17 protein-coding genes are annotated in these 16,363 nt (G+C 30.2%); 7 read left to right on the forward strand and 10 right to left on the reverse strand.

Going from position 1 to position 16,363, the window contains the following annotated elements:
• Position 1 precedes the first annotated feature (1 nt).
• From GN138_RS06720 to GN138_RS06730, 3 genes are all read right to left on the reverse strand, one after another.
• Positions 2-1,213 carry a UDP-N-acetylglucosamine 4,6-dehydratase gene (locus GN138_RS06720; protein ID WP_157363027.1) on the reverse strand — a complete coding sequence of 404 codons (1,212 nt, stop codon included), beginning with the start codon at positions 1,211-1,213 and terminating at the stop codon, positions 2-4.
• Positions 1,214-1,378: 165 nt separating this feature from the next.
• Positions 1,379-2,227: a glycosyltransferase gene (locus tag GN138_RS06725; RefSeq protein ID WP_197429323.1), complete on the reverse strand. Its 849-nt coding sequence runs from the start codon at positions 2,225-2,227 to the stop codon at positions 1,379-1,381.
• Between the two features lies 1 nt (position 2,228).
• Positions 2,229-3,128: a polysaccharide pyruvyl transferase family protein gene (locus GN138_RS06730; RefSeq protein ID WP_157363029.1), complete on the reverse strand. Its 900-nt coding sequence runs from the start codon at positions 3,126-3,128 to the stop codon at positions 2,229-2,231.
• Between the two features lie 88 nt (positions 3,129-3,216).
• Between GN138_RS06730 and GN138_RS06735 the strand changes: the two genes are divergently transcribed.
• Positions 3,217-3,975: a Kdo domain containing protein gene (locus GN138_RS06735; protein WP_157363030.1), complete on the forward strand. Its 759-nt coding sequence runs from the start codon at positions 3,217-3,219 to the stop codon at positions 3,973-3,975.
• Between the two features lies 1 nt (position 3,976).
• Here GN138_RS06735 and GN138_RS06740 read toward each other — a convergent pair whose 3' ends face one another.
• A complete protein-coding gene (locus tag GN138_RS06740) occupies positions 3,977-4,738 on the reverse strand; it encodes a glycosyltransferase family 2 protein (RefSeq protein ID WP_157363031.1) in 762 nt (253 codons plus the stop codon).
• Positions 4,739-4,778: 40 nt separating this feature from the next.
• On the opposite strand from GN138_RS06740, the gene GN138_RS06745 reads away from it, so the two are divergent.
• Positions 4,779-5,606 (forward strand): glycosyltransferase family 2 protein, encoded by an 828-nt coding sequence (locus GN138_RS06745; RefSeq protein ID WP_157363032.1) that lies wholly within the window; start codon positions 4,779-4,781, stop codon positions 5,604-5,606.
• 3 nt (positions 5,607-5,609) lie between these two features.
• Positions 5,610-6,431 carry a glycosyltransferase family 2 protein gene (locus GN138_RS06750; RefSeq protein WP_157363033.1) on the forward strand — a complete coding sequence of 274 codons (822 nt, stop codon included), beginning with the start codon at positions 5,610-5,612 and terminating at the stop codon, positions 6,429-6,431.
• On the opposite strand, the gene GN138_RS06755 is transcribed toward GN138_RS06750, so the two are convergent.
• A complete protein-coding gene (locus tag GN138_RS06755; RefSeq protein WP_157363034.1) occupies positions 6,428-7,495 on the reverse strand; it encodes a glycosyltransferase family 9 protein in 1,068 nt (355 codons plus the stop codon). The two genes, GN138_RS06750 and GN138_RS06755, sit on opposite strands and share 4 nt — an antisense overlap.
• 87 nt (positions 7,496-7,582) lie before the next feature.
• Entirely contained in the window at positions 7,583-8,398 is an 816-nt protein-coding gene (locus tag GN138_RS06760) for a 2,3,4,5-tetrahydropyridine-2,6-dicarboxylate N-succinyltransferase (protein ID WP_157363035.1), read from the reverse strand.
• Between the two features lie 476 nt (positions 8,399-8,874).
• Between GN138_RS06760 and ruvX the strand changes: the two genes are divergently transcribed.
• The 4 genes from ruvX (at position 8,875) to mazG (ending at position 11,270) form a co-directional block, all read left to right on the forward strand.
• Complete coding sequence (ruvX, locus tag GN138_RS06765) at positions 8,875-9,288, forward strand: Holliday junction resolvase RuvX (protein ID WP_157363036.1); 414 nt, start codon at positions 8,875-8,877, stop codon at positions 9,286-9,288.
• A gap of 127 nt (positions 9,289-9,415) precedes the next feature.
• Positions 9,416-10,006 (forward strand): peptide deformylase, encoded by a 591-nt coding sequence (def, locus tag GN138_RS06770; protein ID WP_157363037.1) that lies wholly within the window; start codon positions 9,416-9,418, stop codon positions 10,004-10,006.
• A 10-nt stretch (positions 10,007-10,016) separates the two neighbouring features.
• On the forward strand, positions 10,017-10,436 hold the full coding sequence (locus tag GN138_RS06775; protein WP_157363038.1) for a DUF5606 family protein: 420 nt from the start codon (positions 10,017-10,019) through the stop codon (positions 10,434-10,436).
• A 60-nt stretch (positions 10,437-10,496) separates the two neighbouring features.
• Entirely contained in the window at positions 10,497-11,270 is a 774-nt protein-coding gene (gene mazG, locus GN138_RS06780) for a nucleoside triphosphate pyrophosphohydrolase (RefSeq protein WP_157363039.1), read from the forward strand.
• A 300-nt stretch (positions 11,271-11,570) separates the two neighbouring features.
• Here mazG and GN138_RS06785 read toward each other — a convergent pair whose 3' ends face one another.
• The 4 genes from GN138_RS06785 to GN138_RS06800 all read right to left on the reverse strand — a co-directional run bounded on the left by GN138_RS06785 (position 11,571) and on the right by GN138_RS06800 (position 16,339).
• Positions 11,571-13,544: a DUF349 domain-containing protein gene (locus GN138_RS06785; RefSeq protein WP_157363040.1), complete on the reverse strand. Its 1,974-nt coding sequence runs from the start codon at positions 13,542-13,544 to the stop codon at positions 11,571-11,573.
• Positions 13,545-13,621: 77 nt separating this feature from the next.
• On the reverse strand, positions 13,622-14,383 hold the full coding sequence (locus GN138_RS06790; RefSeq protein WP_157363041.1) for a shikimate dehydrogenase family protein: 762 nt from the start codon (positions 14,381-14,383) through the stop codon (positions 13,622-13,624).
• Complete coding sequence (locus GN138_RS06795; RefSeq protein WP_157363042.1) at positions 14,352-15,371, reverse strand: DUF368 domain-containing protein; 1,020 nt, start codon at positions 15,369-15,371, stop codon at positions 14,352-14,354. Before GN138_RS06795 ends, GN138_RS06790 begins: the two co-directional genes overlap by 32 nt.
• Positions 15,371-16,339 (reverse strand): DUF368 domain-containing protein, encoded by a 969-nt coding sequence (locus GN138_RS06800; RefSeq protein ID WP_157363043.1) that lies wholly within the window; start codon positions 16,337-16,339, stop codon positions 15,371-15,373. The genes GN138_RS06795 and GN138_RS06800 overlap by 1 nt, the downstream gene beginning before the upstream one ends.
• Positions 16,340-16,363 lie beyond the last annotated feature (24 nt).

Here is a 16,363-nt window from a genome sequence, read left to right on the forward strand (position 1 = left end):
ATTACATTTTTTGGTCTAAATATTTACCCGTTTCTTTATGGTTAAAGTTCGGTAAAATTTTACGGACTAACGTTACTAAATCTTCCTTAGTCCAATGTTTTTTGGTTTTTAAAGCATTTATACTATTAGTGAAATCTAATATTGCATTAGAATTTATAACTTTTGGATTTTGTTTAATAATGCCAATAGCTGAAAATTGACTTAAATCTATGTTGTCGTCGTCTGTAAAAAATATTTCAGATTCTTTTTCTCCTGTGGTATCACTTTTAGAAATAAAATAGGGCCACTGACCTTTGCTTGGTAGGCTTTTAGCTAGTAATCTTGCCGTATCCTCGTTTTCGCATAATTGTGGCTCTAACTGTAAGTGTTTTAAATAATTTATAGCTATGTCTTTAAAACTAGTTAATTTTAGATTAGAATTTAATTTTGGAAAAAAAATGTCGTTATTGTTTCCAAAAATACAGGCTAATAAACAGAGTTCACCAGCTTCTTTTGGTGTAATGAAATAGCGTTTAATGTTATGTGGTACTACAATAGGTTGTTGTTTCTTAATCCGTTGTTCAAAACCATGTAATAAAGAGCCGTCAGAAAAAGCAACATTAGCAAAACGCGCTGTAGAAATACTAATTTCTTTACTTTTCTGAAGTAAAAATAATTCCATAATTCGTTTAGAAGCACCCATCATATTTACTGGGTCTGCGGCTTTATCTGTAGAGACGCAAAAGTATTTTTTAACCCCTTTATTAATAGATTGTTGAAGCGTTTTTTCAGTATTAAAAATATTTGTCTGAATCATTCTCATTAATGTAAATGGGTCTTCTTCACTACGCACATGTTTTAATGCAGAAAGATTTAAAACATAATCATAATTTCCGTCTGAAGTTATAAAGGCATCATATTCAAACGAGCCAATATCTAAAGCAAAGGTTTTAAATTCACCAGCAATATAGCCAAAAGAACTTCTGATATCTCTTACTAATTCTACTAAGTTATTTTCACTAATATCTACAATATGTAACTTTAAAGGATTGCGCTCAAAGATTTCTTTGGTAACGGCTTGGCCTATTGTACCTGCGCCTCCTAGAATTAAGAATTTTGAAGAAGCTACTATATTATTTAAAATACTATTGTTAGCAAAGTCCTCAGTAAACAAGGCTTCTTTTCTACCTATTAATTTGGTGCAGTTATTTGGTGTAAGCTGATTAAATTTCATTTGCGTTTTTTAGCCATATTTGTTTATTTAGAATCAATGATATGGTTAAATACGTAAATATAAGTTAAGTCTGTAATCTTTAAAAATGAATTAACTACAGTTTTGTCAGATTAGACAGAAATAAGTTAAGCTTTGTCTATGCTTTATATTTTAATTAGCAAGTAGTTATTTGTACTTGTAAACCCCTAAAGCCTTTTTTAAGTTTTTGTACTGATAATTAAAATGAGATTTAAGCCTCATTTTAAAGTTATAATATTCAAAATTATTGGCAGGAATAATATGTTGTTTAATGTAATCTTGCTGATTTTTAGAAATTATAAAAGTATTTAAATAATCGTCTATATTAACTTTGCCATATCCTCCAAAACCATTGACTTTGTTTTCTAAATGAGATACAGCTGTCCATAGATTAACATGTCTTACAAATTGCACGTTTTTTTCACGTTTCCAGTGGGAGTGACTTGCGCTCCACACTGTTTTAGGGTTATCATTTTTTTCTATAAGACTAATAAAAGGAGAGTATTGATCTATACGTTTACCAATTTTTACGTTGGGTTTAATTTGTAAAGAGTAACCATCTATAAAATCTATGGCCATAAAATGCTGTTTATTAAAGCGTTTTTGTACTTCTTCAATATAATATTTACTAATACAATCATCATTATCTAATCGACTTGTAATAATATACTCTTCATTAAAATTAGAAATATAGTCTTTAATTGAAGGTAAGTATAAATCCATGCCATCAATGTAAATTGGGTAAAAATTATCCATCCTTGATTTAAAAGAATCAATAATATCTCTGTATTTCTGAGGTGTTGTAGTATCAAAAAAAACGAGCCACTGAAAATTTTTGTTGGTTTGGTTATTTACGCTTTCAAAACAAAAATCATTAAATAATTTAAACCTATTGTCGTGCCATTGGTCTGTTAAAATTGGAGCGTTTTTTTTATCTGCAACCCATTTAGGGTTTCTTAAGTTAAAACGAGTAATAAGGAAATGTTTGTAAACCACTTTATGATAAGTTAAGATAGTTAAATGCTTTCTCAGCAAAGTTATGATTAATCTCTCTACATTCTTCTAATATACCAGAATAACTCTTAGCCTTTTTTAAATCGTCTTCAAAGGTGTCAAAAGAAGAAAATACGGGTTTGTATTTAAAATCGTAAAATTTTGAAGAATTAGGTATGGCAATTACCTTTTTGTTTAATAACATAGACCAATACATGGCATGGTAACTATCTGTTACAATGGTTTCGGATTTACCAATAAAGCTTATCATTTCGTTAAGATTAGTGGTGTTAGAACTTGTAGCGTAATTTTCTAATCGCTTTACTAAATTATCTTTTTTTAACGTGTCTTTGTGAAAAATAATTCCTGTTTCTTGTGTGCTAGTAAATTCTGTGTCAAAAATAGGATGCAAACAACTAACACAAGGTACATATTCACCTGGCATATTGTAATCTCTTGTGCCAACTAATCCAAATTTTGAAAGCTCAATATTGTAGTCTATATAATTATTATATGTAGAAGAGTCTTTGCGATTATGACCTAAACCCCAAAGTACAATTTTTTTGTTTTTATCAGTTAATTTTTCAAAAAGCTTCATTTGTTTAGAAAAACCAGAACGGTTAAGTAATCCGCCACCACCTACAATTAAACTATTGTTAGATATTTTTTCAATAAAATTATTTGTTGTGGTTTTGTTATCTACCTTATAATCAAAAATATCTAGTGATTTATCTTTTAAAACATCAAAATAAAGATGTGGTGCACAGAAAAAATCACCAACATTATTTTTGTCTATTCTATGAAGATTAACAACAGAATTGTTGTATTGTTCAGAATTTAAAATAGCATTTATGGTTTTCTTTTTAATGCGTTTTCTTTTTAGTGAAGCTAAAATGTTTTTCATTTGTTTACATCTAAAAATTTATTGACGATTTATTTTCAATATCGGCTAAATTAAGGTAAAAGTTATAAACTAATTGTAATTTTGTAAGATGAATAGAGTTATATCAGAAAATTTTACAGCCTTTACAGATCAATTAGATTATAGTATTCTAAACTTTGATGCTTCTGGTACTCCGTTCGGAAATCAAGATAGAAATTCTTTAAAACTATTTAATATTGACGGTAAGGTTCTTAACGTTAAGTCATTTAAGATTCCAAATATAATAAACCAGTTAGCTTACAGGTTTTTAAGAAAAAGTAAAGCGCAACGCTCTTATGAATATGCTAATAAACTTATAGAGCTAGGAATAGGAACTCCTCAGCCAATTGCTTACTACGAGTTTAAGACTCCTTTGTTGTTTAAGAAAAGTTATTATGTAAGCGAGCAATTAGATTGCGATTTAACTTATAGGGAGCTAACCACAGATTTAAATTATCCTAATCATGAAGACATTCTAAGAGCTTTCACAAGATTTACATATAATTTACACGAAAAAAATGTTAATTTTTTAGACCATTCGCCTGGTAATACTCTTATAAAAATTAATGATAATAGTTACGATTTCTTTCTTGTAGATCTTAATCGTATGCAATTTGGTTCTATGGATTTTGAGACCAGAATTAAAAACTTTGCAAAATTAACAACTCATAAATCTATGGTAAAAGTTATGAGTGATGAGTACGCTAAATGTTCTAATGAGTCATTTGATAAAGTGTTTAATTTAATGTGGTCTTCTACGCAAGCTTTTCAGGAAAAGTATTATCGAAAAAAGCGATTAAAGAGAAAGCTTAAATTTTGGAAACGTTAATCTATGGGTTTGTTTTATTTAATTGGCGCAATTTAGCATACTTTAAAAATCTAATATGCGCGGTTTGTACAGAAATGTAAAAACCATTAAATCCATCTAAAAAACCCAATTTTAATATATAAGATTGAAAAAAGGCCCAAGTAGGATTTACAATAATTTTGAAAAGAGAAGCTTCTTTACCTAAATCGTAATAAGCCTCTGCTGCTAAAGATGTAAATTTTTCAATTTGTTGATTATGTTCTGAGTACGTTTGATAATTTCGGTGTAAAATGTCGCCTTTTAGTTTCCCTGTTTTAGCATCTTTAGAATTTAAGCTAACTGTTTCGTGTATTTTTAAACCGGTCCAAGCAGCTTTTGTTTTATCAAAAACCCTTAGTTTTTTTTCAGGATACCATGTTGTGTGCTTTATCCATTGACCACAAAAGTTATTAAAACGGTTAACGTAGTATCCATCAAATTTCCAATTAGATTTAAGATTGGTTATAGAATTTTGTAAAGTCTCTGATAAGGCTTCATCACCATCTAAAGACACTATTTTATTATAAGTTGCTTTTGATAGGGCAAAATTCTTCTGTTCTACGTAACCTAAAAATTTTTGTTCAAAAAATTTCACATTGTACTTTTCACAGATAACTTTGGTATTATCTGTAGAAAAAGAATCTACAACTACAATTTCGTCCACTACATTTACCAAAGATTTTAAACAATCTTCAATATTATTTTCTTCGTTAAATGTAATTATAACTCCAGATAGTTTAATCATAGTTGTAATTTTTCATTTGTAAAAATAGTATTTTTGCGTTATGCTATCTAATAATACAACAGCTTCTGTAATTATAAGTACTTATAATAAACCAAATTGGTTAAAGTTGGTTCTGCACAGTTATAGCTTACAGACCGTTACTAACTTTGAAATTATTGTTGCAGATGATGGTTCAGATGAAAAAACAAAATTGGTGATAGATGCATTTGCATTGCAAAGTGGTTTACAAATAACACATGTTTGGCAAAAAGACGATGGTTTTCAGAAAACTAAAATTTTAAATAAAGCAATTACAGCATCAAAAGGGGATTACTTAATTTTTACAGATGGAGATTGTATTGCAAGACAAGATTTTGTAGAAACGCATTTAAAACTAAGAAAAGTAAACTGTGCACTCTCAGGTGGTTATTTTAAGTTAGTAGATTGTATTACAAATTCAATTTCTATAGATGTAATAAACAATCAGCAATGTTTTAATAAAGATTGGCTTCTTAAAAAAGGTCAGCCAAAAAGTTTTAAATTAAATAAATTAACAAAATCGAAGCTAAAAGCAAATATTTTAAATAGAATAACACCCACAAAAGCTACATTTGATGGCATGAATATATCTTGCTATAAAAAGGATATTTTAAACGTAAATGGTTTTGATGAACGCATGAAATACGGTGGTTTGGATAGAGAAGTAGGTGAGCGCATGATGAATAATGGAGTGCAATTTAAACAAGTTCGTTATAGTTGTATTTGCGTACATTTGCACCATGATAGACCTTATAAAAATGAGGAAAGTTTAGCTTTTAATGCAGAGATTAGAAGAGCAACAAAACAGAACAAATTAACCTATACTAATTTTGGTATAGAGAAAAAATAGACTATGACATTACCGAGTATAACAGTAATTATTGCAACTTATAATAAAATAGATTGGTTAGAGAAAGTGCTCTATGGATATAGTGTTCAGACGTATAAGAATTTTGATATTATTATTGCAGACGATGGCTCTACAAATGAGACTAAAGTTTTAATTGATAAGTTTAAAGCTAATTATCCCGTAAATATTACGCATGCTTGGCATGAAGACAAAGGTTATAGACGTCAAAAAATATTGAACGAAGCTATAGTTATGGCTAAAAATGATTATATATTGTTTACAGATGGTGATTGTATTCCTCGTGAAGATTTTGTAGAAACACATGCTAGATTTGCTGAAAAAGGCTATTTTCTATCTGGAGGCTATTGTAAGCTTAATATGGATTTAAGCGAAACCATTTCTAAAGAAGATATAACATCTCAAAATTGTTTCAATGTAAAATGGTTAAAATCTAAAGGGCAACTGGGGAGAAAAAACACCTTGAAACTTTCTGTAAAAGATGGTTTAGCTAGTTTTTTAGATGTAGTAACTCCAACAGGTGCAACATTTAATAATTGTAACTCTTCTGTTTGGAAACAAGATTTAATTGCAATAAATGGGTATGATGAACGTATGCAATATGGAGGACCTGATAGAGAATTGGGAGAACGACTAGTAAACTTTGGAATGAAGACTAAACAAATTAGATATAAAGCAATTGTTCTGCATTTAGACCATGCTCGTGGTTATAAAACCCAAGAGTCGTTAGATAGAAATTTAGCAATAAGAGCTAAAGTGAAAAAAGAAAATTTAAAATGGACTGAATTTGGGATTAAGAAAACTTAATTAATGCGTTTTAAGAAAGTATTTAACTCCTCTTTAAAATTAGAGGGCTTAAACTCTAAATATAATTCTGAAGCTTTTGATTTTAATGCTTTAGGGTGTTGTATATTAAGATACACTTGTTCTTTATAATCTTTAAGATGAACCGAAACATGCTTTTTGCCATCATCAAACATATTCCAAGCTTCTTTTTTAATCCAAGGTGAAAATATTGTAAACGTAGGTATGTCTAAGGCCTTTGCCATATTTATAGCGCCACCTTCATTACCAATAAGCGCATTACAATGTGAAGTAATTGCTAGGAAATCTCTCAAACTTTTTCCAAACACATTAAAATAAATTTGGTTTTGAGTTTCTGTAGCACATAATTCTAAAATGGCTTTAGCATCTTTCTCTTGCTTTGGGATATAATTGAAAATAATTTGGCCTTCGGGTTCTTCTATCGCAAGTTTGTCAATCACTTTTGCCATATATTTAAATGGATAGGTTTTGTTGTATCCACTACCCAAAACACCAATCATAAATAAAGGCTTGTTTAAATCAATGCCATTAGATTTTAAAAATTGTTTAGCCTTAAGTTTTTCTTTTTCGGTAAGATATATTTTCGGTTTTACAATTTCTAAAGGATTTATCTTTAAAGGTTGTAATAATTGTAAACGATTTTCAATAGCTAAACCAGCATTTGTGTCGGCTTTTAATTTATGTTTAAATGTATGGTTGTATATAAATGATTTGTTGCCTTTGTCTATTGAAATCTTAGTTTTAGCATTAGATAAATAGCTTATTAACTTGCTAGACAACTTAATGTAAACATCTATTACTACGTCAAAATTTTCTTTTTTTAAAGTTTTAGCAAATTTATAGAGTTGAAATTTACTCTTTTCTAGTACAGGTGTAAAAAAATGAATTTTATCTATAAACGGATTGTTTTCAACTACCGGAAATGTATGAGAATTAATTACATAGTGTAGATCTGCATTTGGATAGGTTTTTTTTATGGCTTCAAATAAAATACTTGTAGCCAAAACGTCACCAATCATTTTCTGTTGAATTATTAAAATTTTCATTTTTCAAGTAAAAAACCAACAGTTAAATTAATAAAATACTGTTGGTTTTTTGGTAGTTATGTAATTTGTAATTTAAAGGTACAATTATTAAACCGCCACGTCATACTCACGTAAAGCATCATTTAATGATGTCTTTTTGTTGGTGCTTTCTTTACGCTTTCCTATAATTAATGCACAAGGTACTTGGTATTCTCCTGCAGCAAATTTCTTGGTGTAACTACCCGGAATTACAACAGAACGAGGAGGAACCTCGCCTTTCATTTCTATTGGTTCATCTCCAGTAACATCTATAATTTTAGTACTCATAGTTAACACAACATTTGCACCCAAAACCGCTTCTTTACCAACTCTTACACCTTCTACAACAATACAACGCGATCCTAAAAAAGCACCATCTTCAATAATTACAGGAGCAGCTTGTAATGGTTCTAAAACACCACCAATACCAACACCTCCAGAAAGGTGTACATTTTTGCCAATCTGTGCGCAGCTGCCAACAGTTGCCCAAGTATCTACCATTGTACCTTCGTCTACATAGGCACCAATATTAATATAACTAGGCATTAAAATAGTACCGGCAGAAACATATGCTCCTTGACGAACTGACGCGCCAGGTACTACACGCACTCCTTTTTCTGCATAGTTAGTTTTTAATGGCATTTTATCATGATATTCAAAAATTCCAGCTTCTAACGTTTCCATTTTCTGAATAGGGAAGTATAAGACTACTGCCTTTTTTACCCATTCATTTACTTGCCATCCATCGGCAGTTGGTTCAGCAACTCGTAGAGTTCCTGCGTCTATTAAATCTATAACTTTTCTAATAGTATCAATAGTTTCGGTGTTAGACAAAAGTGAACGGTCTTCCCAAGCCTTTTCTATAATAGATTGAAATTCTTTCATTTTTAATTGTTTATTAGGCGTATTTATGGAGTGTTATTAAATAAGTTAGTTTTAAAATACGCATATCTTTATTGTAAAAAAATTAAGCTCAAATATAAGTCATATGTGTCCATGAAAAAATAATTTAATTTTTTTTTTAGTACAAATGTGACTTGTTAAAAATGTAAGTGTCTTAAAATTAGTTAAACGGATGATAATTTATTTCTAATAATTTTATCTGAGAATTTAATTAATAGCTAATTTAGAAAACCCCTTTCCCCTTATTTAAGGGGTTTTCTTTTTTATAAAGAAAACAATATGTGACCACTTAAATTAATGTGTGTCTTATAAGTAATTAATGAAATGATTTATTTTTAGAGGGAATAAAATCATAAAATTGGTTTGTTTTAGATTGGTTATCTAATGAAACGCTTCCTTTTTTAGGAGGCGTTTTTTATTATGTATAATAACATATTATTTACAGTATCTTTGCAGTTATGGGAAGAGTTTTAGCAATTGATTATGGTACAAAGCGAACAGGTTTAGCAGTGACAGACCCAATGCAGATTATAGCATCTGGTTTAACAACTGTAAATACCAAAGAGTTATTAAGTTTTTTAAAAGATTATGTCTCTAAAGAAAGTGTTGAAAAAATAGTAGTTGGCTTACCAAAACAAATGGATAATACAGCTTCAGAAAGTGAAGTTTATATTCAAAAATTTTTAACTCAATTAGAAAAATCCCTTCCAGAAATTCCTGTAAGTAGAATAGATGAAAGGTTTACCTCAAAAATGGCTTTTCAGACCATGATAGATAGTGGGTTAAAAAAGAAGCAAAGAAAAAATAAAGCGTTAATAGATGAAATCAGTGCAACACTGATTTTACAGAGTTATCTCGCAGGAGTTCAATAGTAAATTACAAAGTTATTATTATAATTAATGGCTTTGATTTGGAGTAAAATTCATTAGAATTTAGTTTTTAAAATTTGAAATATTATCCGCGATTTTTGATACTTTTGCACCCGAAAATATACGAATTATGATATTACCAATCGTTGCATATGGTGACCCAGTTTTAAAGAAAAAGGCTGTAAACATTGATCAAGATTATCCTAAGCTAAATGAGCTTATTCAAAACATGTACGAAACTATGTATGGTGCTTATGGTGTTGGTTTAGCAGCACCACAAATAGGATTAGCGATTCGCATGTTTTTAGTAGATACAAGTCCGTTTGCAGAGGACGAAAGTTTATCTAAAGAAGAACAAGAGCAACTAAAAAACTTTAAAAAAACTTTTATTAATGCACAGATTTTAGAAGAAGAAGGTGAAGAATGGGCATTTAATGAAGGTTGCTTAAGTATACCAGATGTAAGAGAAGATGTCTTTCGGCGTCCAAACATAAAAATTCAATATCAAGATGAGAATTTTGAGACTCATATTGAAGAATATGATGGATTAATTGCTAGAGTTATTCAGCATGAATACGACCATATTGAAGGCGTGTTGTTTACAGATAAATTATCTTCTTTTAAAAAACGATTAATTAAAGGTCGTTTAACAAATATTTCAAAAGGAAAAATTAAAATAGATTACAAAATGCGTTTTCCATTAATGAGTAAAAAACGCTAATACAATATTTATGAGCTTAGAAAAAATATTATCCATTTCAGGAAAACCAGGTTTATACCAAATCGTTACTCAAACCAGAACTGGCGCTGTAGTTGAGTCTTTAATTGACAAAAAACGAATCACTGTTGGTGCACATAGTAACATTAGCATTCTTAGTGAAATTGCTATTTATACATTAGCAGAAGAAGTGCCATTAAGAGATGTGCTTAAAAAAATAAAAGAAAAAGAAGGTGGTAACCCTACATCAATTAGTCATAAAGACGGAAAAGATGTTTTAGAGGAATTTTTCTTTGAAGTTTTGCCAGATTATGATGAAGATAGAGTATATCCTTCAGATATTAAGAAAATTGTACAATGGTATAACTTACTGCATAAAAATGATTTGTTAGATGCTTTAGAGGATGCTAAAGATTCTTCTGAGGAAGAATAAATTATCTTACACGTCATTTCGAGAAATTTACTCGAAGTGACGTAATTTTTACTACTTAATATGTCTGATAAAACAGCCCAATTAAAAGCCTTTGAGCGTTTGTTAATTATCATGGATGAGTTGCGTGAACAATGTCCTTGGGATAAAAAGCAGACCATGGAAACCTTACGACATCTTACCATTGAGGAAGTGTACGAACTAGGTGATGCCATTTTAGACAATGATTTAGATGAGGTTAAAAAGGAATTGGGTGATGTATTACTTCATATTGTTTTTTATTCTAAAATAGGAAGCGAAACTAACCAATTTGATATTGCAGATGTTTGTAATAGTATTTGTGATAAATTAATAAATCGTCATCCACATATTTACAGTGATGTTGTGGTTAAGGACGAAGAAGATGTAAAACGTAATTGGGAAGCATTAAAACTTAAAGAAGGTAAGGATAGCGTTTTAGAAGGTGTTCCTAAAAGTTTACCAGCAATGGTAAAAGCTAGTAGAATACAAGAAAAAGTAGCAGGTGTAGGATTTGATTGGGAAGCGCCAGAACAGGTTTTTGCTAAAGTAGAAGAGGAGCTAGCAGAACTAAAAGTTGAAATAGTAAAAGGTGATCAAGATACTATTGAAAGTGAATTTGGTGACGTTTTATTCTCAATGATTAATTATGCGCGTTTCCTTAAAGTTAATCCAGAAAACGCTTTAGAGCGTACTAACAAAAAATTTATTAAACGCTTTCAGTATCTAGAATCTAAAGCTAAAGAATTAAATAAATCATTAAAAGACATGTCGCTTGCAGAAATGGATGTGTTTTGGGAAGAAGCTAAGTCTTTATAAAAAAATCTCTTCAAATTAAAACCTGTCGTTCTTAATAAATTAGAGGGTTCTCTTATTCAAAAATTTAGAATATTCTGACTTTTTTTATAAGTGTTAAAGTTATCTAAAAAGTATTATCTAAACATCCAAACGTAATTGTTCAACGTAACTACTATATATAAAAGCCAAACGCTTTTATTTCTTAGTAGGAAATCTTAATTATTATTTTAAGCGGTTGTAATTAAGGTTAAATTTAGTTTAGTTAGGGCAAAACCCATCTGTTGAGGCAGATGGGTTTTGAATTTTATAATGTTGTAATTTTTATTTGTACATGCCTTTAACTTTAGACAATTTTGCTTTCCAAGTTTCTAATTCTTTTTTGTGGTTTGCAATATTTTTGTGTACATCTTTTACAAGTGGATTGTCTGCTTTTACATTAGAGAAAAACTGTAAGTTGTTTTCTAATTGATTAATTTCAGATTTAATCTCACTCATACGTTTTTTGATAAAGTTATACTCGTTATCAAGTAATCTTGTATCATCAGGGTTAGCTAAGTTTTCCAGTTTACTGTCAAACTTAATCATCTCTAATTTAGCTTTATCCATTTTAAGTTTATCAAACGCGTCATCAATAGCTTTATAGAATTTACCATCAATATATCGTTTGCTTTGTGGTACGTGTCCTATAGCTTTCCATTCAGAAATTTTGGCTTTTAAAACATCAATATCAGCTTTAGGGTCTTCAGTAAGTTCCATGGCTTTTAAGGCATCTAATAGCTTCACTTTTTTGTCAAAAGCATCAAATAGATGTTGGTCTTCTGCTTTTCTTGCTGCATGCATTTTATCAAAATAGTGGTTACATGCATTTTTAAATTGCTTCCAAATTTTATCACTATCGCGTCTTGGTACGTGGCCTATTTTTTTCCAGTCATTTTGAATTTTCTTCATCAAAGGTGTAACTGTCTTAAAATCGTCACTATCCTTATTGTCTTCTGCAATTTGAATTAATTCTTTTTTCTTTTTAAGATTTTCGTATTGGTCTTTCTTTAGGTCTTTATAAAAACTATTTTTTCCTCTATTAAAGGTTCTAACAGCATCTTTAAACTTTGCCCAAGTTGCTTCGTTAACCTTAATTGGTACTTTTCCGGCTTTAAAGAAGGCCTCTCTTAATGCTTCAATTTCCTTTATTTTTTTCTGCCAAGCACTGTGAGAGTTGCTTTTGTCTTCAGCAATTGCAGAAATTTGCGCAATAATTTCTTCCTTACGTTCAAGATTTTTTTCATGAGCTTTGTCCATGTCGGCAAAGTATGCTTGGCGCTTATCATGTATAGCTTTGGTTGCATTACTAAAACGTTCCCAAATAACTTCTCTATGTTCTTTACTTACAGGCCCAAGTTCTTCTTTCCACATTTTGTGCAAAACTTGTAATTCTCTAAATGAACGGTTGGTATTTTCATCTTGTGCTAACTCTTCAGCACGTTCTATAATTTTTATTTTTTGATCGTAATTATGTTTAAAATCCATATCTCTCAAATCGTTATTGAGATGTAAGAAATCATAAAAACGCTCTACATGATGGTGGTATGTATTCCAAGCATTATTATACTTGTCTCTAGGAATTGGACCAGCATTACGCCATTTTTCTTGTAATTCTTTAAAGGTTTTATAAGTTGTACCCATGTTTTCTTCAACGCTGAGTAAACCTTTAATATCTTCTATTATTTGTAATCTATTTTCTAAATTTAGTTTTAGATTTTGCTCACGCTCATTGTAATAGGCGTTTATAGATTGTTTGTATTCTTTATAAAGCGAATTAAAGAGCTTTTTGGTATCGTTAGAGTAGTAAAAATCCATCTCTACACCACCATCTGCAATAAATTCTTCCTTTTTTTCTTCTAACAGTTCGCTGAATTTAGCATTGAACTCTGACTTAATTTCATTGATGTTTTTAGAAATAGTCTGAACTTTATGATGCTTTAATAAACGATTGAATTCAGTTACCAACTCATCCATAGACATAGCGTGGTAATCTTTTTCTTCAACATCATGACGCTCAGCATTAGATTCATCTTCTGCATCTTCTGCGTTTGAAGCTTCAATTTCGTCTACGTGTTCTTCTTTTGTAGTTTCAGTTGCAGTAACTTCAGTTTCCGCTTCAATATTTTCTATTGCAGCTTCTGTTTCCGCTTTAGCTTCTTCAGCAGCAGGTTGTGTTGTTTTTTCTATTGGAGTAGTATTTGTAGATTCTACTTCGTTTTTTCCGTCTGCTTCTTGCAGGTTATCATTCTGAGACATATGTCAAGTTTTTTATAGGAGTTAAAGATACTAACAACTGTTAGAATTACAAAGGAATTGCTTCTAGAGCTTATATTTTATGACTTATGCCATATTTCCCAAGATTTTTCTGCTTGTAATTTTAGCATTTCTAAACCATTTATAGTAGTAGCACCTTTTATGAAACCATGATTTAAGAATTTGGTTTGTTCGGGATTATATATTAAATCATATAAAATATGATATTTTGTAAGTCCTTTATAAGGAATATCAGGACATGCTTCGACGTTAGGAAATGTGCCAATTGGTGTACAATTTATTATAATAGTATATTCTGACACAATTGCTTCCGTTAAATCTGAATACGAAAATGTAACACCTTTTTTGTGTGATCGAGATACAAAATCGAACTGAATTTTTAATTTTTTTAGCGCATAAGCAATTGCTTTAGAGGCGCCTCCTGTACCCAGAATTAATGCTTTTTTATGGTGTGCTTGTATATGTGGTTGCAATGAGTTTTTAAAACCGTAGAAATCTGTATTGTAGCCGACTAATTTATTTTTTTTTGTAAACCTTATAGTGTTAACAGCGCCAATTTCTTTAGCTGTTTTATTTAATTTGTCTAATAAAGGAATAACTTGTTCTTTGTAAGGAATAGTTACGTTGATACCTTTTAGATTATGAGTATTTTTTATAATTGTCTTTAATTCTTCAATAGTTTGTAAATCGAAATTTACATAAGAATGAGGCAAATTTTCATTCTCAAATTTCTTAGCAAAGTAACCTCTAGAGAACGAGTAGGAGATGTCTCTTCCTAATAATCCAAATTTATATTTTTTGTTGTCTTGTGCGTTTTCCATACCATTCTAATCCTAAAACTATGAGAATTCCTAGAGCAATATAAACAATTGCAATATAAGTTTGACTGTTAAATTCGGGTAAAAAGCGTTTGTAGTTGGCAATAATATGTTTTCCTCTAGAATCTAAAAGTAATGAACCATCAATATTGGTTTTATATATAGTTTCTTTCCAAGGCCATACAACGCCAAGTGAGCCTATAATAAAACCCATTATGGTTGCCAGCGTTATATTTTTGTAGTGTTTAAGAATGTAATTTAGAATATGAGAAAAGGTCACTAAACCAGCTACAGAACCTAAAGTAAAAACTACTAAAACTTTTAATAATCTTACACGAGATTCATTCTGTGTAAATTCAAAATTACCGTTAAGCATATCTACCATAGTGTCAAATAAGGCGTTAACAGAGTCTACTAATAGCAATACGTAATTACCAAGAAGTATAAGAATAAATGAACCTGAAAAGCCAGGAAGTGTCATACCAGAAACACTAATGATTCCACAAAAGAAGACAAAGAATAAATTGTCGTTTTCTTTTGCAGGATCCAAGAAACTAATACTTAGGCCTGCAATTGAACCAACAATTAAGGCAATAACAGTTGTTCGGCTCCATTCTTTAAAATCTTTGCTTAAATAGTATATAGAACCGACTATCATACCAAAAAAGGTACTCCAAACGTAGAGTTGGTAATTTACAATGAGGTAATCTAAAATTTTAGAAATACTGAAGTAGCTTATTATCATTCCTAAGAATAATAAGCTCAAAAACTTACCATTGATATATTGAAAAAAACTTTTAAAGCGACCATTAATTAAAAGACCAAATGCTTTTTTATTAACACGTTGTAGCGAATAAATAAACTCCTCGTAGAAGCCAGCCACAAAAGCAACAACACCTCCAGAAACGCCTGGTACTTTGTTGGCTGCTCCCATAGCCAAACCTTTAATAACCAGGAATAAACGGTCTTTAAAGCTTCTAGTGCTTTGCATTATGCTTTATCTTTTCCTTTTCCTAATGTTTCTATAAGAAGTATAGCACCAAAACCTATAACAATTAATACAATAGCCATTACCAATTGATTGTCGCCAACATAAGATGTAGGTAAAATACTGCGGTCTAATAGCGTGACTATTTCACCTTCAGAATTAATACGTGTTTTTAAAACTTCTTTCCAAGGCCAAATTTTATTTAGTGACCCAATCATAAAACCAGTTAATATGCCTAAGGTTAGATTTTTTTGATGTTTAAACATCCAGTTTAAAGCTTTAGAAAAAACTTTTAAACCAACTACAGCACCAACGGCAAGCAATATAAATTTTAAAAAGGCGTCTTTAAATAATTCCATATTACCATTTAAAACACCATCTCTTAAGTTATTTATAGTATCAATTGCAGTTTGGTAAGCACCTAAAATTAATAATATAAATGCACCAGAAACACCAGGTAAAATCATAGCTATTATGGCAATAAAACCACAAAATAAAAGATAAAAAGGACTATCTGGTGATGCAAACGGTTCTGCTAATGTGATATAATATGATAAAACAGAAGTGATAATTATTGCAATAATAACTTTTGGCGACCAACCTTTAATCTGTTTGGCGATGTAAAGAATACTTGCAAGTACTAGTCCAAAAAAGAAAGACCAAAGTAAAATAGGCTTGTGATGTAATAACCATTTAATTAATTTAGCTAAGGATAATATACTAATGGCAATACCAGAGAATAAAGCGAGTAAGAAATTACCATTTATAGAGTGCCATGCTCTTTTAAAACCTTCTTTTTTCCAAACTTTTAAAATACCAAGGTTTATCTTGTCTATGCTTTCTAGTAGTTCTTCATAAATACCAGAGATAAAAGCTATGGTTCCGCCAGAAACACCAGGAACGACATCTGCTGCTCCCATAGCAATACCTTTTAAAGTGATGGCTAAGTAATCTATTAAACGTCTTTGCATTTTGTGTCTTATATATGACTGCTA

It is taken from the genome of Winogradskyella endarachnes (assembly GCF_009741275.1).
In the GTDB taxonomy this organism is placed as follows: Bacteria; Bacteroidota; Bacteroidia; order Flavobacteriales; family Flavobacteriaceae; genus Winogradskyella; species Winogradskyella endarachnes.